The sequence below is a fragment of the Pedobacter sp. L105 genome (assembly GCF_009765875.1).
Classification (GTDB): Bacteria; Bacteroidota; Bacteroidia; order Sphingobacteriales; family Sphingobacteriaceae; genus Pedobacter.
This window is the reverse complement of record NZ_LMUP01000009.1, coordinates 559,757-584,018: the sequence shown is the minus strand read 5'-3', so window position 1 is coordinate 584,018 and position 24,262 is coordinate 559,757. Positions and strand designations below refer to the sequence as shown.

28 protein-coding genes and 1 pseudogene are annotated in these 24,262 nt (G+C 40.1%); 11 read left to right on the top strand and 18 right to left on the bottom strand.

The features are described 5' to 3' along the window. Window positions 1-394, top strand: a 394-nt coding sequence (locus tag GSQ84_RS20905; protein WP_158799278.1) for a hypothetical protein, incomplete at its 5' end; no start/stop codon positions are given. Window positions 395-644: 250 nt separating this feature from the next. Continuing rightward, window positions 645-1,004, top strand: a complete 360-nt coding sequence (locus GSQ84_RS20900) for a cupin domain-containing protein (RefSeq protein ID WP_158799277.1) — start codon at window positions 645-647, stop codon at window positions 1,002-1,004. A gap of 141 nt (window positions 1,005-1,145) precedes the next feature. Here GSQ84_RS20900 and GSQ84_RS20895 read toward each other — a convergent pair whose 3' ends face one another. Beyond that, window positions 1,146-2,351 carry an alkaline phosphatase family protein gene (locus tag GSQ84_RS20895; protein ID WP_158799276.1) on the bottom strand — a complete coding sequence of 402 codons (1,206 nt, stop codon included), beginning with the start codon at window positions 2,349-2,351 and terminating at the stop codon, window positions 1,146-1,148. Window positions 2,352-2,663: 312 nt separating this feature from the next. On the opposite strand from GSQ84_RS20895, the gene GSQ84_RS20890 reads away from it, so the two are divergent. The 4 genes from GSQ84_RS20890 (at window position 2,664) to GSQ84_RS20875 (ending at window position 6,274) form a co-directional block, all read left to right on the top strand. Next, entirely contained in the window at window positions 2,664-3,797 is a 1,134-nt protein-coding gene (locus tag GSQ84_RS20890) for an AraC family transcriptional regulator (RefSeq protein ID WP_158799275.1), read from the top strand. 136 nt (window positions 3,798-3,933) lie between these two features. Further along, on the top strand, window positions 3,934-4,521 hold the full coding sequence (locus GSQ84_RS20885) for a PPC domain-containing DNA-binding protein (RefSeq protein WP_158799274.1): 588 nt from the start codon (window positions 3,934-3,936) through the stop codon (window positions 4,519-4,521). A 58-nt stretch (window positions 4,522-4,579) separates the two neighbouring features. Then, window positions 4,580-5,473 (top strand): helix-turn-helix transcriptional regulator, encoded by an 894-nt coding sequence (locus GSQ84_RS20880; protein WP_254070940.1) that lies wholly within the window; start codon window positions 4,580-4,582, stop codon window positions 5,471-5,473. A 66-nt stretch (window positions 5,474-5,539) separates the two neighbouring features. Continuing rightward, complete coding sequence (locus GSQ84_RS20875; RefSeq protein WP_158799273.1) at window positions 5,540-6,274, top strand: SDR family oxidoreductase; 735 nt, start codon at window positions 5,540-5,542, stop codon at window positions 6,272-6,274. 74 nt (window positions 6,275-6,348) lie between these two features. On the opposite strand, the gene GSQ84_RS20870 is transcribed toward GSQ84_RS20875, so the two are convergent. After that, the gene (locus tag GSQ84_RS20870; RefSeq protein WP_158799272.1) at window positions 6,349-6,966 is read right to left on the bottom strand and encodes a MarR family winged helix-turn-helix transcriptional regulator; all 618 of its coding nucleotides are present in this window, start codon (window positions 6,964-6,966) and stop codon (window positions 6,349-6,351) included. Window positions 6,967-7,117: 151 nt separating this feature from the next. On the opposite strand from GSQ84_RS20870, the gene GSQ84_RS20865 reads away from it, so the two are divergent. Next, on the top strand, window positions 7,118-8,008 hold the full coding sequence (locus GSQ84_RS20865) for an NmrA family NAD(P)-binding protein (protein WP_158799271.1): 891 nt from the start codon (window positions 7,118-7,120) through the stop codon (window positions 8,006-8,008). A gap of 227 nt (window positions 8,009-8,235) precedes the next feature. On the opposite strand, the gene GSQ84_RS20860 is transcribed toward GSQ84_RS20865, so the two are convergent. After that, window positions 8,236-9,096, bottom strand: a complete 861-nt coding sequence (locus GSQ84_RS20860; protein ID WP_174238680.1) for an enoyl-CoA hydratase/isomerase family protein — start codon at window positions 9,094-9,096, stop codon at window positions 8,236-8,238. A gap of 161 nt (window positions 9,097-9,257) precedes the next feature. Between GSQ84_RS20860 and GSQ84_RS20855 the strand changes: the two genes are divergently transcribed. After that, window positions 9,258-9,833, top strand: coding sequence for a Crp/Fnr family transcriptional regulator (locus GSQ84_RS20855; RefSeq protein WP_158799270.1), 576 nt, complete (start codon window positions 9,258-9,260; stop codon window positions 9,831-9,833). Here the strand turns inward: GSQ84_RS20855 and GSQ84_RS20850 are convergent. The 5 genes from GSQ84_RS20850 to GSQ84_RS20830 all read right to left on the bottom strand — a co-directional run bounded on the left by GSQ84_RS20850 (window position 9,828) and on the right by GSQ84_RS20830 (window position 13,109). Continuing rightward, on the bottom strand, window positions 9,828-10,739 hold the full coding sequence (locus GSQ84_RS20850; protein ID WP_254070939.1) for an AraC family transcriptional regulator: 912 nt from the start codon (window positions 10,737-10,739) through the stop codon (window positions 9,828-9,830). The two genes, GSQ84_RS20855 and GSQ84_RS20850, sit on opposite strands and share 6 nt — an antisense overlap. Window positions 10,740-10,759: 20 nt before the next feature. Then, window positions 10,760-10,897 (bottom strand): hypothetical protein, encoded by a 138-nt coding sequence (locus tag GSQ84_RS20845; RefSeq protein ID WP_216849003.1) that lies wholly within the window; start codon window positions 10,895-10,897, stop codon window positions 10,760-10,762. A gap of 82 nt (window positions 10,898-10,979) precedes the next feature. Beyond that, a complete protein-coding gene (locus tag GSQ84_RS20840) occupies window positions 10,980-11,744 on the bottom strand; it encodes an SDR family NAD(P)-dependent oxidoreductase (protein WP_158799269.1) in 765 nt (254 codons plus the stop codon). A 202-nt stretch (window positions 11,745-11,946) separates the two neighbouring features. Beyond that, the gene (locus tag GSQ84_RS20835) at window positions 11,947-12,300 is read right to left on the bottom strand and encodes a helix-turn-helix domain-containing protein (RefSeq protein WP_158799268.1); all 354 of its coding nucleotides are present in this window, start codon (window positions 12,298-12,300) and stop codon (window positions 11,947-11,949) included. A gap of 194 nt (window positions 12,301-12,494) precedes the next feature. Beyond that, window positions 12,495-13,109, bottom strand: a complete 615-nt coding sequence (locus tag GSQ84_RS20830; protein WP_158799267.1) for a GIN domain-containing protein — start codon at window positions 13,107-13,109, stop codon at window positions 12,495-12,497. Between the two features lie 222 nt (window positions 13,110-13,331). Between GSQ84_RS20830 and GSQ84_RS28480 the strand changes: the two are divergent. After that, window positions 13,332-13,388: pseudogene (locus tag GSQ84_RS28480) on the top strand (hypothetical protein); the annotation flags it as partial. Between the two features lie 204 nt (window positions 13,389-13,592). Here GSQ84_RS28480 and GSQ84_RS20820 read toward each other — a convergent pair. The 5 genes from GSQ84_RS20820 to GSQ84_RS20800 all read right to left on the bottom strand — a co-directional run bounded on the left by GSQ84_RS20820 (window position 13,593) and on the right by GSQ84_RS20800 (window position 18,208). Further along, window positions 13,593-14,381: a PhzF family phenazine biosynthesis protein gene (locus GSQ84_RS20820; RefSeq protein ID WP_158799266.1), complete on the bottom strand. Its 789-nt coding sequence runs from the start codon at window positions 14,379-14,381 to the stop codon at window positions 13,593-13,595. Between the two features lie 107 nt (window positions 14,382-14,488). Continuing rightward, window positions 14,489-15,841, bottom strand: coding sequence for a DUF3863 domain-containing protein (locus tag GSQ84_RS20815; RefSeq protein WP_158799265.1), 1,353 nt, complete (start codon window positions 15,839-15,841; stop codon window positions 14,489-14,491). 205 nt (window positions 15,842-16,046) lie between these two features. After that, window positions 16,047-16,898 (bottom strand): AraC family transcriptional regulator, encoded by an 852-nt coding sequence (locus tag GSQ84_RS20810; protein ID WP_158799264.1) that lies wholly within the window; start codon window positions 16,896-16,898, stop codon window positions 16,047-16,049. Window positions 16,899-16,914: 16 nt separating this feature from the next. Then, window positions 16,915-17,901, bottom strand: a complete 987-nt coding sequence (locus GSQ84_RS20805) for an amidohydrolase family protein (RefSeq protein ID WP_158799263.1) — start codon at window positions 17,899-17,901, stop codon at window positions 16,915-16,917. A gap of 130 nt (window positions 17,902-18,031) precedes the next feature. Beyond that, window positions 18,032-18,208: a hypothetical protein gene (locus GSQ84_RS20800; RefSeq protein WP_158799262.1), complete on the bottom strand. Its 177-nt coding sequence runs from the start codon at window positions 18,206-18,208 to the stop codon at window positions 18,032-18,034. 101 nt (window positions 18,209-18,309) lie between these two features. Between GSQ84_RS20800 and GSQ84_RS20795 the strand changes: the two genes are divergently transcribed. Further along, the gene (locus GSQ84_RS20795) at window positions 18,310-18,600 is read left to right on the top strand and encodes a nitroreductase family protein (RefSeq protein WP_158799261.1); all 291 of its coding nucleotides are present in this window, start codon (window positions 18,310-18,312) and stop codon (window positions 18,598-18,600) included. Between the two features lie 212 nt (window positions 18,601-18,812). Here GSQ84_RS20795 and GSQ84_RS20790 read toward each other — a convergent pair whose 3' ends face one another. From GSQ84_RS20790 to GSQ84_RS20775, 4 genes are all read right to left on the bottom strand, one after another. Continuing rightward, complete coding sequence (locus GSQ84_RS20790; protein WP_371416412.1) at window positions 18,813-19,976, bottom strand: M20/M25/M40 family metallo-hydrolase; 1,164 nt, start codon at window positions 19,974-19,976, stop codon at window positions 18,813-18,815. Next, the gene (locus tag GSQ84_RS20785) at window positions 19,957-20,562 is read right to left on the bottom strand and encodes an N-acetyltransferase (RefSeq protein ID WP_216849002.1); all 606 of its coding nucleotides are present in this window, start codon (window positions 20,560-20,562) and stop codon (window positions 19,957-19,959) included. Before GSQ84_RS20785 ends, GSQ84_RS20790 begins: the two co-directional genes overlap by 20 nt. Before the next feature lie 262 nt (window positions 20,563-20,824). Next, the gene (locus GSQ84_RS20780) at window positions 20,825-22,381 is read right to left on the bottom strand and encodes an FAD-dependent monooxygenase (protein ID WP_158799260.1); all 1,557 of its coding nucleotides are present in this window, start codon (window positions 22,379-22,381) and stop codon (window positions 20,825-20,827) included. Window positions 22,382-22,422: 41 nt separating this feature from the next. Next, a complete protein-coding gene (locus GSQ84_RS20775) occupies window positions 22,423-23,241 on the bottom strand; it encodes an AraC family transcriptional regulator (protein ID WP_158799259.1) in 819 nt (272 codons plus the stop codon). Between the two features lie 172 nt (window positions 23,242-23,413). On the opposite strand from GSQ84_RS20775, the gene GSQ84_RS20770 reads away from it, so the two are divergent. Then, on the top strand, window positions 23,414-23,806 hold the full coding sequence (locus GSQ84_RS20770; protein ID WP_158799258.1) for a helix-turn-helix domain-containing protein: 393 nt from the start codon (window positions 23,414-23,416) through the stop codon (window positions 23,804-23,806). A 50-nt stretch (window positions 23,807-23,856) separates the two neighbouring features. On the opposite strand, the gene GSQ84_RS20765 is transcribed toward GSQ84_RS20770, so the two are convergent. Next, on the bottom strand, window positions 23,857-24,210 hold the full coding sequence (locus GSQ84_RS20765; RefSeq protein WP_158799257.1) for a DoxX family protein: 354 nt from the start codon (window positions 24,208-24,210) through the stop codon (window positions 23,857-23,859). Window positions 24,211-24,262 lie beyond the last annotated feature (52 nt).

Sequence of the window (24,262 nt, the reverse complement as noted above, 5' to 3'; positions counted from 1 at the left end):
AATGACCTATTCCATTATCAAGGATGCTTACAATACGGCCATCTGGTACGGCTTTGCCGGTTCAGTTCCAGCATTTGTATTTGACCATAACATCATTACCAGCTGCTATTATGTGATGGTTTATCCGGCAGAAAATGGCCAGCCCCATTTCACATTCCGTAACAGCGTGATCACCGACAATGCCCATTATCTTGGCAACTATCCAAAAGCACAGGATAAATTTTTCCCTGATACCAATAGAGCTATCAAAGAGGTAAATGTTAAACATAGTGGCAAAGTGCGGTTAACAGAAGTAATGGACGATGGATTGACCAGTAATTATCTGCAGCCAACAGCTGGGTCAGCAGGCCGGAACATAGGGGCCGGAATATACAAAAATAGCCGGAAGCAATAAATTAATGTGTTGCAGGTTTATGAGGGGTTAAACAGACGGCGAAAAGAGATCACGATTGCAATTTACAATGGCCAATGTAGTTTTCCATAAACCAATCAATGATTAAGCATGTTGATTGGAAAACCCTCATGCGATTGCCTGGAAATAGAATTTATTTATATCCTATTAGGATAATAGAGTGTAGTTTTTCATACTTTTGAACTACGCAATCACCTACATTTTTTATTAATCAAATAATTATTTTAATCCGATGAACTTAAAATCACAATTTTCAAACGTACAAGATTATTTCTCTCCAAAGGTGATCGACGAGGTGAATGATCAATTTGTAAAAGTTGCAAAAATTAAAGGACAAAAAGTACCATGGCATAATCACGAAAATGAAGATGAACTATTTTACATTGTTGAAGGCAGCCTGCTGATGGAAATTGAGGGACAGGCAGGTTTTCATATGGAAGAAGGTGATTTACATGTGGTAAAAAAAGGTGTTAATCATCGTATATCAGCTGAGGAAGAATGCTTAATTATGCTTATTGAGAGTAGAACAACCGAACATACCGGCAAGGTGAAATCCGAAATAACGAAGTCCATCTCAGAACAAATGAAATAAGGCGTCACCAGCGAAATAAATTTTAAGCAGACTGGATTTTCCTCACATTACTACCAAAAAACAGTAATGAAGTTAACGAACTGCATATAGCAGAATAAACGGAGTCCATTCTTCAATTGTCTGAAGAATGGACTTCATTTATTATCGGTACATCCAGGCAGCCAGGAGATAATTGGCCTTAAAATAATCCTGACCAGGAGCATTGTGGGCATTGTAAATAAATAAGGGCACGTGGGCTTCATAAAGTGACCCATGACTTCTATAGTGCTCGTCCAGCTTTTCTGATTCGTTATTTTCCAGAGCGCCAAAAACGGTTAGCTTATCGCCAAGGATCATGAGATCCCCGATCCGGTCTGGCATCAGCCCAAATTTGCTTACCGCTTCGGCTCTAGTTAACACAGCCTCTACCCCTTTTAAACCTAAGATTGTTTTCCTGACTTTTTGCAGGTCTGCCTTATTTTGGAGATACACATATGCGGCACCTCCCATGCCCCGATGGTGTTTGAAATATCGGTCTTTTTCAGGAGAAATGGCAATCTTAATAGGCGTATGGCGCTTTACACATGCTTTTTCCAGATCCCAGCATAGGTCTTTGTGATTCAATCCGTGGTCGGCCGTAATCAGGATAGCTGCATCAGGGGCAACTTTTCTTAGTTCTCCAATATATTCGTCAATATGGTGCAGAAAATCTTTTGAATCCTGACTTTCCGGTGGCCAGGTATGCATGGCATAATCTGTAGTGTGTATATAGATCAACCCTAATTCCGGGTTGTTTTTGATGGTGTAAATAGCAGATTTAAAGATCCAGTAAGAAATCTCTTTGGAGTACACGTCTGGTGGAACCCCAAATTGTTTAGCCCATTCTGAATCTGCTGCACCATCACATTCAGGACATAATTTGATATCAGCGGATCCCCCCATCAAGTCTATCGTTTTCTTCTTACAGGAAAACAATGCGGATTTTATCCCTGCTTTTTTTGCACGTTCAAAAATAGTAGGCGTAAGAATAAGTTTAGGCTCTTCAATATACTCCTCTTTTTCTGTAGCGGGGTTTAGCCAGACATTTCCCGTGATCCCATTTTTCAACGGTAATTCGCCTGTGGCAATGGCTATGTTATTCACGTTGGTTACCGCAGGCATGAGTGATGGAACAATCTTGTAAATACCCGCTTTTTCCATCTGGTTCAAATTGGGCATGTCACTATTTCGATAATAGTCCTCTCCAAATCCATCCATCATAATGACGATCGTTTTTTGAGGAACTTTGTTGGACTGTGCTTTTGTCATTGGATGACAGCACAAAATAATTACCATGCTTAAGCAGGTATAGATTAATTTTTTTTTCATTTTTTTCCTATTAATTGATTTCGCATGACGGCGTCAGAAAGGGCTCCCCAACTCCAGCAATACAAATGTCAGTATAGGATATCTGGTATGCGACTGCCTGTATCCAGCTATACAATCCCAGGTAAACATCGATCAGGATTTACCATTAACACCTTGTATCACAACATTTTGATTATTTTATATAAATTGACAATTTCAGGTGAAATTATATTATTAACATACAGCGAACATTCCCTTAACACCACACCGTTAATTTTACAAAGATCCTACAGCTTACAATAACTTCATCACCAACGAAAACAAAAAATACTGATGAAATATATAATTTCCGCGGGTTTACTTCAGATCGTCATTTCCTTATTATTGCTCTTTCTCAATAGCAAAAAAGAAAAATCAGACTATCTGCTCGTTATTTTACTGGCTGGTATCGGATGGCATTTGATCACCAAGTTCTATATTTTCACAGAAGTTGAAAATCCGGCAATCTTGTTCAGGATGCATACTTTCATTCAATTGTCTTACGGACCGCTGTTATATCTGTATGCGATAAAAAAATCTAATGAACAATTTCTTCCTGCCAGGTTTTGGTTCTTATTTATCCCTTTAATTATCAGTATGACCTTATATGGATGCGTGGTGACTGCTTTTCTAACTTATCCGGACAGGGCAGATTTTGTACTTCAGATTTATAACTCAATTGTTTTTCTGCCTATTATAGGAACGCATTTCGTCTTTGGTATACTGACTATCAGAAAGATTAAGCATGTTGAACACGTTGAAGGCCAGCTAATCAGGTACATCAGTGTGTTATTGATCATGGTAGGACTGGTAGAAATACTGTTGATGATTACCAAGAGCAGTTTCCCCCTATACAATTTATTGGTTAGGAGCATTTTATATACGTTGCTGGGATTAGTGCCCATCCTGGTGATCCGTTTCAAATATGTTGCTATGCCTGGCGACTGGCAAACAGATAGGCTGAACTTATCTTTTGAAACTAACGGCCATCGAGAGGAGACTGAACCAGAAAGGTTATTTTCAAAAAACATAGTAGGTAACACCTCCAATCAGGTTCAAAGAAAACTTTTACTTGATTCAGATCAGCATCAGGAAATCTATCGGGTAATAGAATCATTGGTAAAAGATAAAAAAATGTATAGGGAGGAAGATTTGAGTCTGGAAAAGTTGGCTGCGCTTTCCGGTTTTAGCAGACATTATATTTCTGAAACCCTAAACGTTTTTGCCCAAAGATCTTTTTATCAATATATCAACAACTACAGGATCCAGGAAGTGATCCGCCTATTAAATGATAATGAGAATTCGAGCATCCTTTCAGTAGCCTATAACTCCGGATTTAAAAATAAAGCTTCTTTTAATCAATATTTCAAAAAAATAACAGGGAGTACCCCTTCGGCTTACTTGAAGAAAGAAACAGTCAAAAGTTAAACCCCGTGGTGGCAATTGGTGGTCAAGATCTGATCTTTATTAAATTTAGATAAGTGACATTCTTCTGGTAAACCAAAATCCTTTCCGTCTGTTTAAAAGAGAGATTCTTATCAATTTTTCTTCAGCAACCTATATTATGACAATTAACATATCTTCAACAAAAAAAACCACCATACTTGTGCTATTCTGCCTTTTATCAATCAGCTTTAAGTCCGGTGCACAGGAACAGGAATATGCATCGCCAACCAAGGCCCCTTTAACCGGCAGATCTCCCGGTGTACAGGTCAAACTGATCAGTGATAACGGCACAACTAAAACCTACGCTATCATCTTTGCTGCAGGAGATGAAGTCTTGTCGGGCTTAAAAGAATTTGCTGTTAAGTACAGCGTTAAAAGTGCACATTTTACAGCCATAGGTGATGCAAGCTCCGCTAAATATGGCTGGTATGATAAATCGCGTAAAATGTTTAAAGTTTTTCAGATCAATAATTTTTCTGAAGTGACGTCATTAATTGGTGATATCGCTTTAAACAACGGCAACCCTGTAGTGCATGCCCATGCAAATTTCGGTACTGAAGATGGTACGGTACATGGCGGCCATTTATTGGAAGCCTTCGTTTCCCCTACCCTGGAGGTAATGATGACCGTTGAACCGGAATCGCTTTATAAAAAATTAGCCCCTGAATTCGGTATCCTTGTTATAGATACGCAGCTAAAAAAATAATTATCATATGCTCATATGAATTCCTGTTATTTGCATCTTGATAAAAAATTATTTTTAGATGATGCATGTACTTAATGATCAACAGCAAGTTCCTGTTTATGCTTTAGAGCCGGATGAAATAGCTGGAAATAAATATTTTAGATTATATAATTTTGATGGCACTTTACCCAACCAGGCTGATCTTCTTGTGCCGCATAGAAAAGATCATTATCTGATTGTTTTTACCAGGCAGGCCGACAGCCGTCAATGGATAGATATGACGCGCTACATACTTAAAAATAATGCTATTTATTTTACGGGGCCAAACCATATCATTGTAAAGGAAGGATTTAAAAAATTATGGAGTACTGGTATTGCATTTACAAAGGAATTCCTGTCATTTCAGGAAAATGCTGCACTAAGCAATTTACCGTTAATTCAAAATCCGAGGGATGGTCATGAATTGATACTTAAAGAAGCAGATATTAATTTTGTGGAGGATATGCTGTCCAAAATAAATAATGAATATCGAAGCCCCAGTGAATGGCAGCAGCGCATGCTAACTGCTTACTTAACCGTGCTGCTTACTTATTTAAGCCGCCTGTATACGGAACAGTATAGTGATAACGGCCTTTCATTGGAAAAGCTATTGCTGAAAAACTTTCAGGCAAAAATAAATGAGTACTTCCGTGAAATGCGTGAAGTAGGTGACTATGCCGCCCTATTAAATATTTCTGCCGGGCATTTAAGTGAAGTGGTAAAAACACAAAGCGGGAAGCCGGCTATTAAGCATATTCATGAGCGTATAGGACTGGAGGCCCGCAGGCTGCTCTTTCATACCAATAATTCATTAAAAGAAATCGCCTTCGACCTTGGTTTCGCAGATGCTTCTTATTTTAACCGCTTTTTTAAGCGGGAAACTGGTGTAACACCTGCTGGGTATCGGGCAGAAATCCGTAAAATGTACCATTAATACCATTGGATGTGTTACGTCCAAAGATGAAGCAGGCTGTAGATTTGTACCACTAAACAATTAAATATGAAAACAGTACTGATAACAGGAGCAAACAAAAGCATTGGCTTTGAAACAGCCAGGCAATTATTACAGCAAGGGTATTATGTATATCTGGGATGCAGAAATCTCGAAAAAGGTCAGCAGGCAGTAGATCAGCTTAAGTCAGAAGGTTTGACTCAGGTAGAGCCGATAGAAATTGATGTCAATCAGATAGAGTCGATAAGGTCTGCCCGCGAAGCTTTTGGCCGAAAAAATACAAAGCTGGATGTTCTGATTAACAATGCAGGTATAGCAGGGAGTTTTCCGCAGCCCGCACTAGAGACAGATACTAACGAGTTCAAGCATGTTTTTGAAACCAATTTTTTTGGCGTCATTGAAGTGACACAGGCATTTATAGACCTGCTAAAGGCTTCGTCGGAACCAAGGATCGTTAACGTCACTTCAGGTCTGGGCTCACTCAACTTGCATAGTGATCCATCATGGAAATATTATGCAATAAAACCAGCTGTTTACGTTGCGTCAAAAGCTGCATTGAATGCTTATACCATTGTATTAGCTTATGAGCTGCGCGACACATTTAAGATAAATGCCGTTGACCCGGGTTATACAGCCACAGATTTCAATCATCACAGAGGTCCGGGAACCGTACCAGACGCTGCTGCCAGGGTGGTAAAAGCAGCGTTGTTAGGTGCCGATGGCCCTACCGGTCAATTCTTTAGTGATGACAATTCTCCAGAAACAGGGATTAGTCCATGGTAAGACATTAGTTTAATTTCAATTGACAAAATACCGGGGACAACATCTCCGGTATTTATGGTAAACCGGTTATGTTATTAAACATCTTCGGCTATCGGTTCGAATTTTTTTAATCCGTTCCATTTTTTTGCAATGTTGTCCTGAAGTGGCTTCAGGTGTTCCAGGCATAATAAAATCTTATTTTCAGACATATCACCATACAGTTCCTTATAAACCTGGTCAAGGGCCACATGGCTGCTTTTTAATACTTTTTTTCCTATTTCAGTGATCATCACCTGCTTAGACCTTTTATCATGATCATCGACCCTTTCATTCAGAAATCCTTTTTTGATCAGCCTGTCAATTACTAAAATACCTGATGATATTTCAATAAAATGCATATAGATCAAATCTTTTTTTCTGATTGCCCCTGACCTCTCTACTGTTAAAAGGAATACAAACTCGTCAAAGCTGGTAAGCCCCATTGGCTTCATCTCGTTTAATGTAAAGAACATCCATAATCTGGATAAACGGTTGATCACCTTGCTCAGCGCATAACGGCAGGCATAATCCCGGTCACGTCCCGAATCTTCAGCGGATACTTCCGGCACCTGCTTTTTTTTCAAATATTCCCTGCAAAAATCTTCGATAGATCCGTCCGGGTTCTGCTCCTCAAATCCAGCCCATTCCTGCACAATAGCTAATGTCTTATTCATATAGTCAGTTAATGGTTTAAAATTAAATAAATAAAATATAAACGCAGTACATAAAACATTAATGTTTTATGTTTGTTTGACTATTACATAAATGATTAATCAACAACATAGTAATAATTAGACCACAGAAAAAGAATCAAATAAATAATATATGAAAAATTTCATTTTAGTAGCAGGTGCAACAGGCGATCTTGGCGGAAGAATTGTCAAATCTCTCATCAGTAAAGGAGCAGAAGTTCATGCACTGGTGAGGTTTGAAAGCGATAAAGCCAAAATTACTGAAATCGCAGCTTTAGGAGTTACCATAGTAGAAGCCGATCACTCCAATAAAGAACAACTTATCAATGCCTGCAAGGGTGCATCTTGTGTGGTATCGGCATTAGCCGGCTTGAGGGATGTCATCATTGATACACAGGTTTTGTTGCTGGAAGCCGCGGTAGCGGCTGGCGTACCGCGATTTATCCCCTCAGATTTCTCTTCGGATTTCACCAGGCTAGCTGAAGGAGAAAATCGTAATTTTGATCTGAGACGCGAATTTCATACCCATCTGGATAAAGCGGCGATCAAAGGAACTTCAATTCTAATTGGTGCTTTCGCTGATATTCTTAGTTACAATACTCCTTTTTATAATTTAAAAAAGCAAACTGTGGCCTATTGGGGAGACGATCCGAATTGGAACGTCGATTTTACAACAAAGGATAATGCCGCTGAATTTACGGCTGCCGCAGCCCTGGATGCTGAAACACCAGGGATCCTGCGGATCGCCAGTTTTCAACTGAGTCCCTTGGAAATGGCCGCTTATGCAAAAGACGTTAAAAAGACCGAATTCATGTTGAAACCAATGGGAAGCCTGGCAGATTTCAGCGCTTACAATAAACGGGAAAGAGCTGCACATCCCGAGGGGGAAAATGAGCTTTATACCAGCTGGCAGCAAAGTCAATATATGCACAGCATGTTCAGTGTACAAAATGCACCGCTTAACAATGACCGCTATCCGGGTATTAACTGGACCAGTGCTGAAGAGGTGATTTCCCGGATCTAATTAAGTTCAATATTTAACTTTTGCCTGGTCGGAAGAAAAAAGAAAGGTTGTTCATCAGTTAGATAACAACCTTTCTTAATTATCTCATCGTTTGCAGGTTTTCCGTGTAAACAAACTTATCTAAGTTATTCAGGAAATCCGTTTTAGCCAGCCGATAGCTTTGTTATAATTATCATAAGGGGCGCATTCAAAAACTACTACCGTCTTTATCGCAACATCCGCCTAATTTAAATCCTATTTAATATTTCTTCCAGTCTATGTTCCCCTTCAAAAGTTTGTGCTCCCTGTTCCATGGCTGCAAGCATTTTGGAGGCTGCTGCCGGTTCACTAAAAAGCTTGCCGAGCATCAAACTTTCAGTGGTAATTCCATTGGTATTTTGGAAAGCTGCATCAACTGCATTTTTTGCAGCATCGATTACACCGGGTAATAATGAAGCTATGCGCGTAGCGAGCGTTTCAATATAAGGATCAATTTCTTCTTCAGGGATCGCCCTGTTGATGATACCATACTTTTCGGCCATTACCGAATCGAGCAGTTCTGCACCCAAAATCACTTCCAATGCCCTTGCCCTTCCGGCCAATTTACTTAAATATTGTGTACCGCCACCGCCAGGCATAATACCCATCAATACCTCTGGCTGACTTAACCAGGTTTTTCCAGCTACGGCAAATCTCATATCCAGAGCCATCGCCAGTTCGTTACCGCCCCCTCTGGCAAATCCTGATAGCCTGGCAATGGTTACCTGAGGCAGATTTCGAAGACGTTCATGAAGCTGCTGCATAGGGTTAAGCGCCGGATCACCTTCCGGATCGGCAAGTTTCATAATCGACTCCGGATTGGTTACAAAATTTATATCCCCATGGGCAAGAAAGAACGCGGGGTTACTGCTTTGAAATACAATTACTTTTACTGATTCGTCCGAAGCTACAGCGCCCGCAAACTCTTTAAGGTCCGATATCAGGTTTCCATCAAGAACATTGATGGGCGGATTATCAAATGTAAGATAGGCAACACCATGACGAAGTTCAACTTTCATCGAATGATAATTCTGGTAGTTGCCAGTGTTATTCTCTGTTTTTGTATTCATGTTCTTAAAATTTATCTAAAACTCTGATACAAAAGTGCATTTGCTGCAGAATGTAGAAAGAAGACATTTGCGGCTAAATTCGGGAGACAAATGTCACTTCTGTTAGTCTTTAGAAAGCCCGATAATAGGTAAATGATTACTTTTGCTTAAAAGCAGTGGATATGTTTGAGATCTTAAGGAACCAGATTGAAAAGATCATGCCTGTATCTGAGGAGGATATGGACCGGTTAAAAGCCATTCATCAGATAAAAAAAGTTAAGAAAGGTCAAATTTTGTTGTTTGAAGGACAGGTATGCACCCAAACTTATTACATCGTAAAAGGATGCTTAAGAGTATACAGGATTGATAATAACGGGGATGAACATGTTCTCAAGTTCGGAATTGAAAACTGGTGGATAAATGATGGTGAAAGCTATAGTAACCAGCAACCTTCAAAAAGTTATATCGAGGCACTTGAAGATAGCGATCTGATTGCTTTTGATGAATCTAAATTTTCGAGCCTGCTGTCTTCAGCCCCTTCTTTGAAGAAACTTAGCGAAGACCAGATTACCAGAAGTCAAATTGCAATGACAGAAAGGATATATGAACAAATAAGTTTGAGTGCGGAAATCAGGTACAATAATTTTATAAAAAAATATCCTAATATATTTAACAGGGTTCCCCTGCATATGATTGCTTCTTATCTTGGGGTCTCCAAAAAAACGCTGAGCAGGGTCAGGTCACAGCATTCATCATAGCTGTTCAAGCCTAAAGGAAGTAGGTGTAAAAGAGGTCTGCTTTTTAAAAAAAGTAGAGAACTGCGAAAGGTCGTCAAATCCAAGGGTATAGGAAATCTCCGCAATATTCCAATCCGTTTGTTTAAGTAACGTCTTTGCCTCCTGTGTTACCCTTTTACTGATCAAATGAGTAGTGGTATTTCCCGTAATATCCTTTAATACCTTGTTAAGATGATTCACATGCACAGCTAAACGATCTGCATAATCCTTTGCCGTACGGAGGTTTAACCTCTGGTGTACGGATTCAAATGGAAATTGTCTTTCCAGCAGTTCGATGAACAGAGAAGATATACGTTCAGAGGCATTTTGGGCATGGCTTATTGCCGACATAGGCTGTAATTTCTGACCATAATGGATCAGTTCCAGTACCAGGTTTCGCAACAGGTCATATTTGTATTTATAGTCTGCCTCCATTTCTTTGTAAGCCTTTCGAAAAATATATTCGATCTCCCCAGCTTCTGCTTCAGAGAGCTGAAAGATGGGCGTATTTCCAGGCTGGAAGATAGGCAGTTCATCAAGTATCACCCCACTTTTAGCAGGCCAAAAGAAATCAGGCGTAAAAATGCAGAACATACCAGTTTGATTGCTGTTTTCAGGTACCCAGTTATAGGGTATTTTTGGCGTAGCAAACAGCAGGGCATTATCCTGGATATCGATTACTTTATCTGCATATTCAGCTTTGCTCTTACCCCGCAACCAGCTTATTTTGTAATAAGCCCTGCGGCTATAAGGCATGATGCGGGTACCGTCCTTTTTGTTAAAAAGTTTTTCACTTTCAAAAACATTAAAATGCCCAATTTCACGTGCAATACGTTCGGGAAGCGGCGCGCCGTTTCTTTTATAAAAATCATCCAGTGAGGTATCCATGATCATCCCTTTTGTGAAATTCAAATATAGTAAATACTTAATGCCTTATAATAAATTACAATGTCGGCTCCCAGGCTGCCATAACGTTGAGCAATAGCTTTTCCTTTTCCCCTTGCTGATCCGGTAATCAGTGCTACTTTACCTTCTAAATCGATCATTATTATTGTTCGGTTTATATAAATGAGTGTCTAAAAAATCCTCTCCATAACGGAGAGAGGATTTGAATACCATTGTCTTATCCTATAAGAACATACCGCCAGAAACTTCAATGCGCTGTGCATTTACCCACCGGTTGTCGTCAGATAATAGAGAAGCAATCATAGGCCCAATATCATCTGGCAAGCCCGGACGGCCGAGTGCGGTCACGCTTGAAACAAATTTATTGACGTCCGGATTATCCCTTACAGCACCTCCGCTAAAATCTGTTTGAATTGCGCCCGGCGCCACTGTATTAACCTTGATTCCTCGTGGGCCTAATTCTTTGGCAAGATAACGGGTATGAACCTCGATAGCACCTTTAAGTGCAGCATAGGGACCACTTTCGGGAACACAGAAACGGGTAAGACCGGAAGATATATTAACTATACCACCACCATCATTGATGATTGGCAAAAGTTTTTGGGTTAAAAAGAACACACCCTTAAAGTTAACATTATAAAGCAGGTCAAGCTCCTCTTCAGTAGTTTTAACAATAGAATTATGGTGGGATATTCCTGCATTGTTGACCAGATAATCCAGATGTTCTGCCCCCATTTCTTTTAATGCAGCTTGTACTTGTTCAACGAAGTTATCAAACGACCCGGTATTACCAGTATCAAGTTTCAGCGCAATGGCTTTAACGCCTTCCTGTTGTGCAAGTGTTTCAACCTGATCGGCCTCATCTTTAGCAGAGTTATAGGTAAAGATAGAATGAACACCTCTTTTAGCAAGGCTTAGCACTGTATTACGGCCGAGTCCACGGCTACCACCTGTGATCAGGGCGATTTTACTTTCTGTTGTTGCCATCTTATTTTTTTAAATTATTAATAATTTTTGATAACACAAAAGTAGGCTGTTTATCAGGCTGGCAGTTTGTTAAAATCAATCGGATGTTTGAGAATTTCAAATAATCTCAGGTATACCATAACAAAAAACCACGGATTTTTATCAAAGGTTTATGAATTACAGCCATTAAATAATCTTGTTGTTCAAGGATAGGAGAAATGAATTACTTGCTTTTGATCTTTGTTCTATGCTTTAAGCCAAATTCTACCAAAGCATTAATGACAGGCTGAGTTTCAATCGCGTGTTCGGTAAGGTCATAAGAAACCGTAACAGGTTTTGTATTGTTCACGGTTCTGGTGATCAACAGATTTTCCTCTAAATCCTGCAATTCTTTTGACAAAACTTTTGGCGTTATGCCCGACGCTGTTTCCAGCAGGTCTTTAAACCGCATTGTTCCGTAATTGTATAAATTTAGCAGGATACAAAATTTCCACTTGCCGCTCAGTAACTCAATAGCGTCTTTCAGCGCTAATGTTTTTTCAGTGTGGAGTTCTGGTTCACATTGCTGGATTTCCATAACAGTCAATTCTTAAAGGTAATCAATAGCAAATGTAGAGTAATTAGCCAATAGCTTTGTTAAAAAATATAAACAGAAATGCCGGTATTTGAAGTGCCCCCAATAAGCGTCTAACTTTTTGGGGGCACTTCAATTAACCGGCATTTCTGTTGGTAAAGATCCTCGATGTTTTCTTTACTTTTAAACGATGGATATTATTTACTTAAATTATCATTTTGACTATCAGAAGCAGATGCAGTAACTCCTGCTAATGTATTTACGTCTTCAGTTTTTAAAGCTGCAAATTTATTAGTGTCCATCTTTGCTAAACCACTGATTTTAGAGATATGATTATCTGAAGTACCAATCAATTGCAGGTTTGCATGGTCATTGATTACTGTATATAAACTTTCTGTTTTTACTTTAACACGTGCGCTGGCATCACCTTTTAACATTACCTGAAGTGCTTTAACAGCGAATTTTCCTGCTGTGTTCACACTTGATTTACCTGAAGCATCAATACGGTAGATGTCTTTTACATAAACGACTACGGTTACAGGATTTTTTTCGGCAGAACTGATCGTTAAGGTATTGCCCAGTTGTTTAACGGATACTTTGTTGAGATCGGCTTCATCTACATTTACAGATTCGGCAGCAGCCTGGATTAGTATAACTTTGGTATTGCCGGTTACTACCACTTTTTTAATGTCTGTAGTCAAAGCTCCCTTTTCCAGGGTAACTGTAGCTGCCGAAGCGTTAATACTGAACAATGAAGCTAATAAAATGATAGCGATTACATTTGATTTTACAGAGTTGATTAGAGTTTTCATATCTTTTGATTTTGTACGTTTATAATTAACTATTTCCTAGTTGTTTGTATATAAGACGTCAGCATCGGTCAAACGTTTCAGCCACTTTATTGGTATTATACCATAGTACTGTAATACCCGACCAACTCCTGCATTTATTCGACAAAGGGGAGTAAAAAAATAAAGAACACAGATAGAATACCTATCGAATAAACTAAAAGAGATTAATCCCAATTGTCTTTTGTGCCTGATGGTTTGACTACTGTAGAAGTGTGTGAAGCCTTAAGTAAAGAAGGCATTGCCGTTAGATCGGGACATCATTGTGCACAACCTATTTTAAAAGATTTGGTTTGGAAGCAACAGTACGTCCTTCTCTGGCTTTCTATAATACACGTGTAGAAATTGATTTGCTGGCTGCTGTAACAGGCAGTTTGAAACGCTAAATTCTATATAAACCCTCTTTACGATATACGGTAAAGAGGTTTTATCACTCCAGTCACATTGTTATACAACCCAACATGTCCCAACTGAATATGTTCGCGCTTTTCCACCGATTAATACCCTTTCACCCTGATCAGAACAATATAATGTGCCCCTCCGCTCAGATACCTGCATGGCAACCATGTGAGTTTTATGGAGCTGCCCGCTCCAGTAAGGTATGAGTGAACAATGGGCTGAACCTGTAACCGGATCTTCCAGGATAGTTGATTGAGGTGTAAAGTACCTGGAGACGAAATCCAGGTCTGCTCCCCTGGCCGTAACTACCAAACCACCGGGATCCAGGTTGATCTGATCAAAAACTTGTCTGTCAATCTCGATATCCAAAATTTCCTGTTCACTTTCGTAAATCAGTATATAATCACGGGATTTAAGTACAGCCTTAGGCTTTATGTTCAAAGCTCTGTAAATAATTTCAGGAAGTTCGGCCGGTACAGGCTTTCTTGATGGAAAGTTCATGTTGTATCTATCTTTATTAACCATTACGATCAGTTCCCCGCTTGCGGTTGTAAATACAATTTCCTGTCGGCCGTAATTCATAATGGTATGCAGAACATGGGCTGCAGCTAAAGTTGCGTGTCCGCATAAATCCATTTCTATTTCTGGCGTAAACCATCTCAGATGAATGCTGCTGCCATTATCTATAAAAAAAGCTGTTTCCGCAACTGCATTTTCTCTTGTTATGTTAAAAAGAATTTCATCATCAGGCCATTCCTTTAGCGGAACAACACATGCAGGATTTCCCCGAAATATTTCGTCGGTAAATGCGTCAATTTGGTAAAGGTCTAATTTCATAAAATGATTACAACTAATGTTAAAACTGATCTGCACATCCTACCTAACAGATTATTTTTAGCAACCAGCATAAAAAAAAGACAAAAGTAAAATCTTTTATATCGTCATTAATCATTTTTAAATAAATATTGATACCGGATGGCGATGATCGCGCGCGATTTCGCCGAAAGTGAATCAAGCGGAACCGGCTTATCCTGCGGGCGTGATTGTTTCTGATTGATTTCGCCCAGCAGGCTCCATTTACGCGTCATTTCCGCAGGCTCGGCAGCGCGAATATCATACCTTGTAAAATCAATTACCTTTTCAGGACTGTTCGTTTTCAAGTCTTTCAGTAAGGCCAGGCGGAAATCTTTATTCATAAACCAGCTGATTTCCTTATCCGCATCCGAGCCGCCAATACCAGATCCGCGTTCTACAAAACGGTAATTGAAACTGTTGCTTTTATAATGCGACCGCCAAAGCAAGCCAAATTCTCCCTGAGTGATCAGCTTAACACTTGGCCAGCGCTTCCTGATAGCAGTTAACCAGTTTTTTAAAGAACTCACATCCGTAGGAAGTGAAAGCTCCCAGCAATTGGTTACCCAGCCAAAACCGTTTAGCTCATACCCTTTATCAAAATGAATGGCAGTGCTATGCATCATTTCTTTTAAACCTGTCTCACTTCCATAGCGGTCGAGGGTTTCTATTGGGCCAACACCCATTCGGCTATTAAATCCGCCTTCAAAACCTTTCCTTCTGCCCGCAAGGAAATCAACTGTCCAGCCATCAAGGTTAACACAATCAATAAAATCATTTTTATTTTGAGCTGGTTTACAAAAATGTTCTTTCGAAGTGTAAAATGGATAAGAAACTGCACCATCGCCATCCTGATTATCAATACTGAACTGGCTCCAGATATTTCCCTGACATACATGTATACCTTCTTTGTCTGCCAGATATTCCTGGTTTTTCGCAGACATAAATCCTGCAACTATACTTAGCGGCCGGTAACCACCGCCCACCATATTTTCTATGAGTTTCAGTGCATCATGCAAGTCCTTATTTACCTGCTCTGTGGTATTATACGCGTTGGCAAAGTAAGCACCTGGTATAAATGTAATCTCATCACCATATTGGAAATGATAACCGATAATTAACTTTCTTATTTCCCTATAATTAGCACTGGTGTCCTGCAATGCGAGCCAGCTGAAAGCCCAGGTCATTTTTCCACCCGGAAAACCCTCAGCTACTGCATTTCTGAAGGCAACAACCTTTGCAGGAGTATGTAGCGCCCGCTCATCTTCTCCTACATTACGATCTCTTGAAACTTCAATCTGATTAACCCTGATGACCGTATTAAATGTCAAAAAACGGTTTCCCATCAGGGTTAATCCGCTTTTTGATTTTGCTTGCTGTGCCTGTAAACTTGAAAAAGTTATCAAAAGAAAACCGAAAAAGAATAATGCTGATTTGAATTTCATATGATCTGGTCGTTTTTATTAGGATTGCAATTTTAACTAAAAATAATATCAAAACAGTCATCATTACAGATTTGATCAGCGATAATACTTATTTTATGTAACGATATGATATACTGTGTATAAATATGTTACACTAATTTATCTGGTTTTGCGACCAATACCATTGATATTTTTTTTTGAAATCTGCATTAAATCATCTCTTCTATTATTTACGGTTTAACTTTCTAAAGGCCGAGGGAGACATTCCAGATGCCTTACGAAAAGAGCGGCTGAAATAAGAATAATCCTTATATCCCAATCCATAAGCAATCTGTTTTACATCCACATCACTATGGTAGAGTAAACGTTTGGCTTCACTGAATATCTCTTGCTGGATCCAATAGCTTACAGTAGATCCCGTAACCTTTTTTATAGACTCATTTAAATGACCTAATGAAACATTAAGCTTTGAGGCATATGCCGATGGAGTACTGTTGGAATGATTATCCGCTGCAAGCAATTTTTTAAACTGACTGGTCAATTCTGCAGATCGTGTATGCTTGTTTTCAGAAGTTTGTAAGACATTATAACTACTGGCCGCCATCGCCAAAAATGTTTGCAAAAGCGTATGAATAATGTGTAAATAAAAATTATCGCCTTGTCGTGCTAAAAATTCTTCATGTAACAAATTAAGCAATGCTGAATATTGTTTTAACTCATAATCTGTAAGCGTACAAGGAACTTGTGAGGATTGCCGGTGCTCAAAAACATTCCGAAATTCCATTGGAATTAAAGCAACGTCTACCGCCAGGAACCACCCTTCTGCCCCGTTAGTTTTTATCAGGTGATGAACCTGTGAAGGTGTAATATAATACAGCTGGCCTTCACTGAGAACGATATCCTGCAAATCGGCTACCAATGATCCCATACCTTTTGTAAGCAGGAAAAAAATATAATGGTCATCACGATGGGCAACATCCCTATCTGGTTTACGCTGCTGACCGTCGGATTTAAAAACTTTTATTTCCAGCCCAATGCTTGTCTTTTCCTGTAATAGATCTAACGGGATGTTTTTCATGCTGATAAAAATACCATTATCCTGCTAAATTCAGCAGTTTGTCGGCATTGCCATGGGCAATCTTTTCAATTTGCTCTTCCGGAAGGTTGATAGCATTTAAAAAATCGATACCCATCTCATTTGTACTAAAAGGATAATCAATGGAGAACATGATATTATCGATACCAAAAGTATCTAAAGCAATTTTTAATGGCGGATGTGTAAAAAAACCACTGGTGGTAATATGCACCTGCTGGTGAAAGGTCTCAGTAAGTGTACGCTGGTTTGCACCACCATTTCCAGGTTTAAATGCTTTTTCTGATCTTGCCATCATCATTGGCAGCATTTCTCCCATATGGCCAATGATGAGCTTCAGCTTAGGATATTGATCAAAAATCCCGGAAAAGAGCAGGCGTAAAACATGCAGGGCAGTTTCTGAGTGCCAGCCCCAGCCGTAACAGGCTAAAGCTTCGGCCATGCCGGAATAGTTAGGCAGTCCGCTATAATAAATGTCGGCTATTCCTTTGGGTGGCAGACCGGGATGAAGATAAATGGGCACCCCCAGCCTTTCGGCACGTTCAAGTATTGGCGCAAATTGAGGATGATCTAAAAATTGGTCTTGTGTTAACCCCCTAATCATTGCCCCGCGAAAACCATACGCGTTTACTGCCCGTTCTAATTCATCGGCCGCTGCAATGGGTGCTGTCATTGGTAAATGGGCGAAAGCAGTAAACCGTTTTTCAAAACCATTAATTTTTTCTGCAATCATATCGTTGTAACGCGTGGCGAAAGCAGGCCCTTCCTCCGGGCTTAACAGATTGGCGCCCGAACTATCTACTGAAAGTACCTGCATCGTTATCCCATTATCATCCATCGATTTTAAACGGTCTCCGGTAATATCGGCGAGTTTTGGGATAATCCGCTGCATAGCTTCAGATTGGCCGAAACCGCCCAATGCGTCTTTGGGTATTTTGTCTGTCATTTCCGGGAAGGAAATATGTTCTTCAAGGGTTACTATTCTCATGTTAAATTGATCAATAAATGTCTGTCTATCTATAACCGGATTGGGATTATCCGATACACAAAGTAACAGGCTAAATAATTAAACCACAAGGCACTATCAGTGGCAATTAAAGCACTATTCAGGGATTAATTTATGCTTTATAGCTGATAGTCTTCCTATGTTCTTCTCCCCATTCTGCCAAAATCGTAACCATGGGTCCTATTGATTCACCATATTTACTTAGCTCATAGGTTACTGTCATAGCGTCATTTACAGCCATAATTGATCTTTTGCATTCGTTAATAGGATTTGCTGTTATTTCTGTCATAGTTGATCTGGTTACCTGTATGTTACTGTTACTTTATGCTTCTTAGTGACAAAACTAAATTAATATTCAGAACTTTGACAACGAATCAAAAGAATAGAAAAATGAATTTATTAGAAAGTCTTAACTGGCGTTATGCCACCAAAAAATTCAGTGACCGTAAAGTATCAGCAGATGCAATTGATAAAATAATTGAGGCAACAAACCTTTCCGCTTCTTCTGCTGGCCTGCAGCCCTACCGGCTTTTCCTGGTTGAAAATCACGAACTCAGAAAAAAATTGGCAGAAGGTTCATTTAATGCACAAATACTGGAATCCTCTCATCTATTGGTATTTGCCGCCTTTGAAAAGGTTATCGCCATGAAGATGATATTTTTGCCAATTTCAAAAAAGTAAGGCTTCACAGAAATGACTTTGCCACTGTAATTCATTAATTACCAAAGGTTCATAAGATTCAGCATCAATCGGTTTATCCCCTGCAAACATCATGTTAGCAGGGGATTTGTCTTTTCAGGGAAATTAGGCCTTGAACCTACAGACAACACCAGGGCCACAGAAATGATTCCCCTTAATGAAGTCTTTGCTTTTGGAGCCATTAAAGGTAACCGCTATCCGCCAGCCCTAATGGGTTGGGTGGCTTCATAACAAGGAAAGATTGACGTTAATAAATCGATATAAATTTGAATTCCATCAGTAACCTCACTTACATAGATGAATTCATCAGCCAAATGAGAACGTAAAGAATCTCCGGGCCCCATCTTGATAGAGGGTATTTCCAGCCACGCCTGATCAGAACTGGTGGACGAACTATAAATTTTTCTTCCAATTTTAAGTCCGGCCTGAACAACAGGATGCAAAAGATCAATAGATGAAGGTATTAAAACATTTGGCCTGACAGCAATTTCACAAAAAGTATGGTTACTAATGGTATTCAAAATTTCTTTCTGTGTATAGCTGTGGTCAAATCTGATGTCTACAGTAAATCTGCATTCTGCGGGGATAATATTATGCTGAAGGCCTGCGTTGATTTGGGTTACTGTCATTTTTACGGGATCAGGTTGCCCCTCTTCAATCGGAAAATGATACGTAGAAAACCAATTGATATCTCTGATAGCTTTATAAATAGCATTGATTCCCTCTTCTCTGGCAGCATGCCCCGCAATACCCGTTGCTATACAATTTAATACCATTAACCCCTTTTCTTCAATGGCCATTTCCATATGGGTAGGTTCTCCAACGATGGCGAACGTTATTGACCGCAATTCTTTTACTATACACCTGATCCCCCGTTCACCTGAATTTTCTTCTTCGCCGGTAATTGCAAGGCATAAATTAAAAGGTAAATCACTTTGTTGATTAAAATATAAAAAAGTAAAAATCAAAGAAACCAGAGCACCACCTGCATCGTTGCTTCCTAGTCCGAATAGTTTGCCTTCCTTGATAAAAGCATCAAGAGGATGATTGATATATTGCTGGTTCGGCTTCACAGTATTCTGATGTGAATCCAGCAAAATGGTAGGTTTGCTACCATCATAAAATTGATTATAACACCATATATTATTATATTTCCTTGATACTGATAACGAGTGTTCACTTAAAAAGGATTCGATATAATCAGCAACATTTTTTTCCCGACAATTAAAGGAAGGTATTTTAATGAGCTCTTTAAGTAAGCCGATAGCTTGCTCACCTATATTTTCTAAAGATAAATTATCGTTGTAATGATTCATTTGATAGAATTTTCTGACCGGATTAATGTGTTCTTGTTGCATATCTCTGAATTAAATCCTGGGTTGGCAAAATACTATGGTTTACACAAGCTTCAGGATCAAATAACATAGCGGTACATAAGCAGTTAACTTGTTTTTTCTGTTGAAGGATATTAAAATTCGGACAGCTTTTACAGCCCTCCCAAAACTTTATATCATGCGTAATCTCCCCGAACGTTACCGGCTGGAAACCTATCAGTGAATTCATTTTCATTACCGCTGCCCCTGAAGTGATACTGAATATTTTGGCCATAGGATACAGACGGCGCGATAGTTTGAAAAGTCTGTCTTTGATAGATCTGGCTACTCCCGATTTTCTATATTCCGGGGAAACGATCAGGCCGGAGTTAGATACAAACTTGCCCTCTTCCCAAACTTCAAAGTAGGCGAAACCTACCCAATCACCAGCGCTTGTAACTGCAATAACAGCTTTTCCATCACGCATTTTCTGAAATATAGATTCATACGTTCTTTTTGAAATCCCTGTACCGCGTGCTATGGCAGAGGCTTCTGTTTCTTTTATTATTTCGTCAATATACCGGCCATCATTAATGGTAGCAATACGGACAAATATCATTTGAGTATTCATTTTATTGGTCTTGATTGAATCATCAAAGTCAAAAGAAGTGCCCCAGTGGATAATATCCAATAAAAGCACTTCTATGCAGTGGAATCGAATAAAAATAAATTCTATTTATTTTTACTGATCATCAGAACCATATCAAAATGACAGGATATATTTCATTTTGATAAGATTTAGCCGGGGGTTAATCTTTACCGCAATTGGGAATAAATTAGAAAAACAATGAAAACCTTTAAGCTGGTATTTATACTGTTTTATGATAGCTGCCTCAATTACTGACAAACCAGCGATCTGCAGCTTTTTGGAGTTCACTAAAATCCGGATCTTTGTCAGCAGCCCAGGCGATAATCCCATCGGGGCGTATCAGTGCAGCGCTTACACCCAATTGGTCTTTGGCGCTGCCTGAGATATACTTCATTTGTTCACCATATTCACCTGCCAGAGTATTAAGTGAATCGTTTCCATCAAAATCAAGCAGTATTCCTTGTCCCCCATGCATCAATTCGCCTATTGCCGTACCGTCTTCCATCTCAAAATTGGGAACGCTGTAACCTACCAGAGGGTGGTTTCCACCCAGATCATAATGTGTGAAAATGCCCCATACCCTCCCTGCAATATAAGTGGCACCATCTCGAGTATTTATAAGATCGCGCATAATTGCGTTCAGTGAACGGGCATGTGGCGCAGATCCCATGATGGCAACCTGGGCGCGCGACCAATCCAGAACCTCCGCCCCAATAGGATAGCGTTCAGTAAAATAGCTGTCCAGCAAGCCTTCCGGAGCTTTCTCCTGAATAGTTGCCGCCAGCTTCCAGCCCAGGTTCATGGCGTCACCCAGTCCAAGATTAAGCCCCTGACCGCCCAGCGGCGCATGAATGTGTGCGGCGTCGCCGGCTAAAAATACCCTTCCGTTCCGGTAGGTTGTGGCCTGCCGCGCACGGTCAGTCCAGGTTGTTGCGACATGCAGGGCAGTGATCGTAACATCAGTATTGGAAACACGGCGTAAAACTTCCTGCACATGTTCACGCGTAATTGGCTTTTCTGAATGGTGAAATGCGCCCGCATCAAAATCTTGTATGATGACAAAGCCAGGCTGTGATTGTAAATACATACCCGTTGATGTTACGTTTCTCCCCGGGCTGAGTTTCTCCGGGTCAGCAATATCAACCCGGGTAGAATAACCGGTAAATTCTGGTTCCGTACCGGCGAATACAAAACCGCCTTCCTTGCGAACAACACTACGGCTTCCATCGCAACCTACCAGCCATTTGCCTGCAAAAGATTGGTCGCCAGACTGAACAGTCACCCCCTCATTGTTTTGCTGAAAACCCGTAATGGTTAGCCCGCGCCTGATTTCTACGCCCAAAGATATTGCGCGGCGGGTCAGCACGGTTTCAACTTCTTCCATTTCAGATAAGATACTGTTGGGGGTGGAGTTTGACAAACGATATTTCCATTGTGAAGTATCAATATTGCCTTCATAAAATGGAATACCGGCAAAGTGCCCTATCTGACGCCGGCCTGGTTGTTCCTGCCCCGCCTCTGGAGTAGCATGTGGATTTTTAATGCGTTTGTGTATCTCCAATTCATCAAACAACCCACGGCGGTAAAATGCTTCAATAGTAAGTGCTGAAAGCCCCCTTATCCCAAAAGGAAGTTGTTTTAAAAGCGAGTGCGGATTTCCTGCTTTTTCCAGTATCAGGACTGAACATTTGGCCAAGGCCAGTTCACAGGCGAGGAATAAACCTACAGGCCCTGCACCGGAAATAATTACATGATAAGAATGATTTTGTTCGGATATCTTATTTTCAAGTGTTGTTTTCATAATAATATGATTAAAACACAAAATTCTGGAATACCCGGGCTTTAGGCTTGTATAAACACGACAAAATTGTTGCTCACAATCCGTGTTCCTTTTTTTGCTTTCCGTGCGAATGCCGCGGGCGTGGTACCACTGTAGCGCTTAAATTCCCTGCTGAGGTGGGATTGATCAGTATATCCCAGCTCATGGGCCAGGCCGGCAATACTGACATCGGGATTGAGCATTAAATTATTCCGTACCTGCTCAAAACGTATCAATCCAGACACATCTTTAACAGAATATCCAGAAGATAACTTAAAGTTCCTTTCCAGTGTACGGACCGTTGTATGAGCCGCCGCCGCCACCTGGCTTACCGGCAGGGTGCCGTTTGCTTCCCGCATCGCATCTCCTGCCTTGAATAACATATCGCTGGTAATATTTCCAGACTGTGCATTCAGGAAATATTGCTTTACCTGAGCCAGCGCGTCATCTATCTTACCATCAGCTATCAACCGATCCAAAACAGGTTGAAGCCGTGCTATCGGATGTTCGAACACGCGAACACCATCTTTGCCGGAGGGTATTCCAAGCAAATCGAACACTGTCCAGGGAAAACACCTGATACCGATAATCTCTAAACAGTCTTTCGTGTAAAAAAGAACAGGCTGGTTGAGCAGCCCCATCATAAACGGCGATGGCAATGGTTGCAGACCTCCATGTTGAGAAATGTAACAGCCGCTTCCAAAATGAAAGATAATTTCAGCGTAACCATCAGGCTGTACTTCAAAACCCGATTGCACTTCTCCAAAGTCTCTCTTATTGTACCAAAAGCAATTTATGGTATCCTGTAGCTCCTCAGGAGGTTCAAATTCTTGATGCTGCATGTTTAAAGATAACACATTTGGATTACATTGGATATATTACCTGTTCATTAACTCCGGGCTTCCAGAAAACCTGTTACCCTATCACCTGCTATCTTGATTTCAAGATATAGAAAAGATATTAGTTTCCTGAAGGAAAGCGGTTTCTTACAGGAAAGTTAGTAGTTTTACCTATATGAATTCAATTGTAAATGAGGAAGTTCCTGCCAAGCAGGAATGTATTTTAAGGGTCAGACATATCAGCGACGCATTATATGTTCTAAATGGCAAATGGAAGCTCCCGCTGATTTTTACACTCAGAGTGAGCCCTTTACGTTTTAATGAAATATTGAAATTAATTGAAGGTATAACCCCTAAAGTACTGGCTAAAGAACTCCGCGATCTGGAAAACAATGGATTTATAGCGAGGAAAGTATTTCCCACAACGCCGGTTACTATAATTTATGAAGCTACCACCTATAGCAATACCCTGCAAAACGTTTTGACTGAGTTGGGCGACTGGGGTGAACAGCACCGAGAAAAGATCAGGCAAGGTATGCGGGAAGCCGATAGAAAAATTAAGCAGTAAACATCATATTACAAAACTCTCCTCTGCAAAAACCTCAAAAAGAGTAAAACTTACAGCTGGTGAAAAGTGAAAAAGGATACCAGCAAAATAATTAAAACGATTAAAGGCGCCATACGGTTGCTTACAGGATCGCCGGAAGCGCTATGCGCGATAAACGCAGAAACAAAAGTAATGGCAAAGCCGGCATAGGCCCACTCTTTACAAAAACCCGGAAACGGCGCCAGCAATAAAATAATACCGATAATTTTCATTATCCCCAGTTCAACCCTGAAATAACCGGGAAAACCCAGATGAACAAACGCCTCTTTAACTGCTGCACTGCGCAGATCAGAATAAGAAGAAAAGACCATTGCCAGGCAAACCAGCACTGTTGATACCCAATAAATTATTTTTATAGTTTCCATATTTTTTATTGGCAAAACTAGGTGATGGAATGATAAAAAAGGTGGGAGTTAC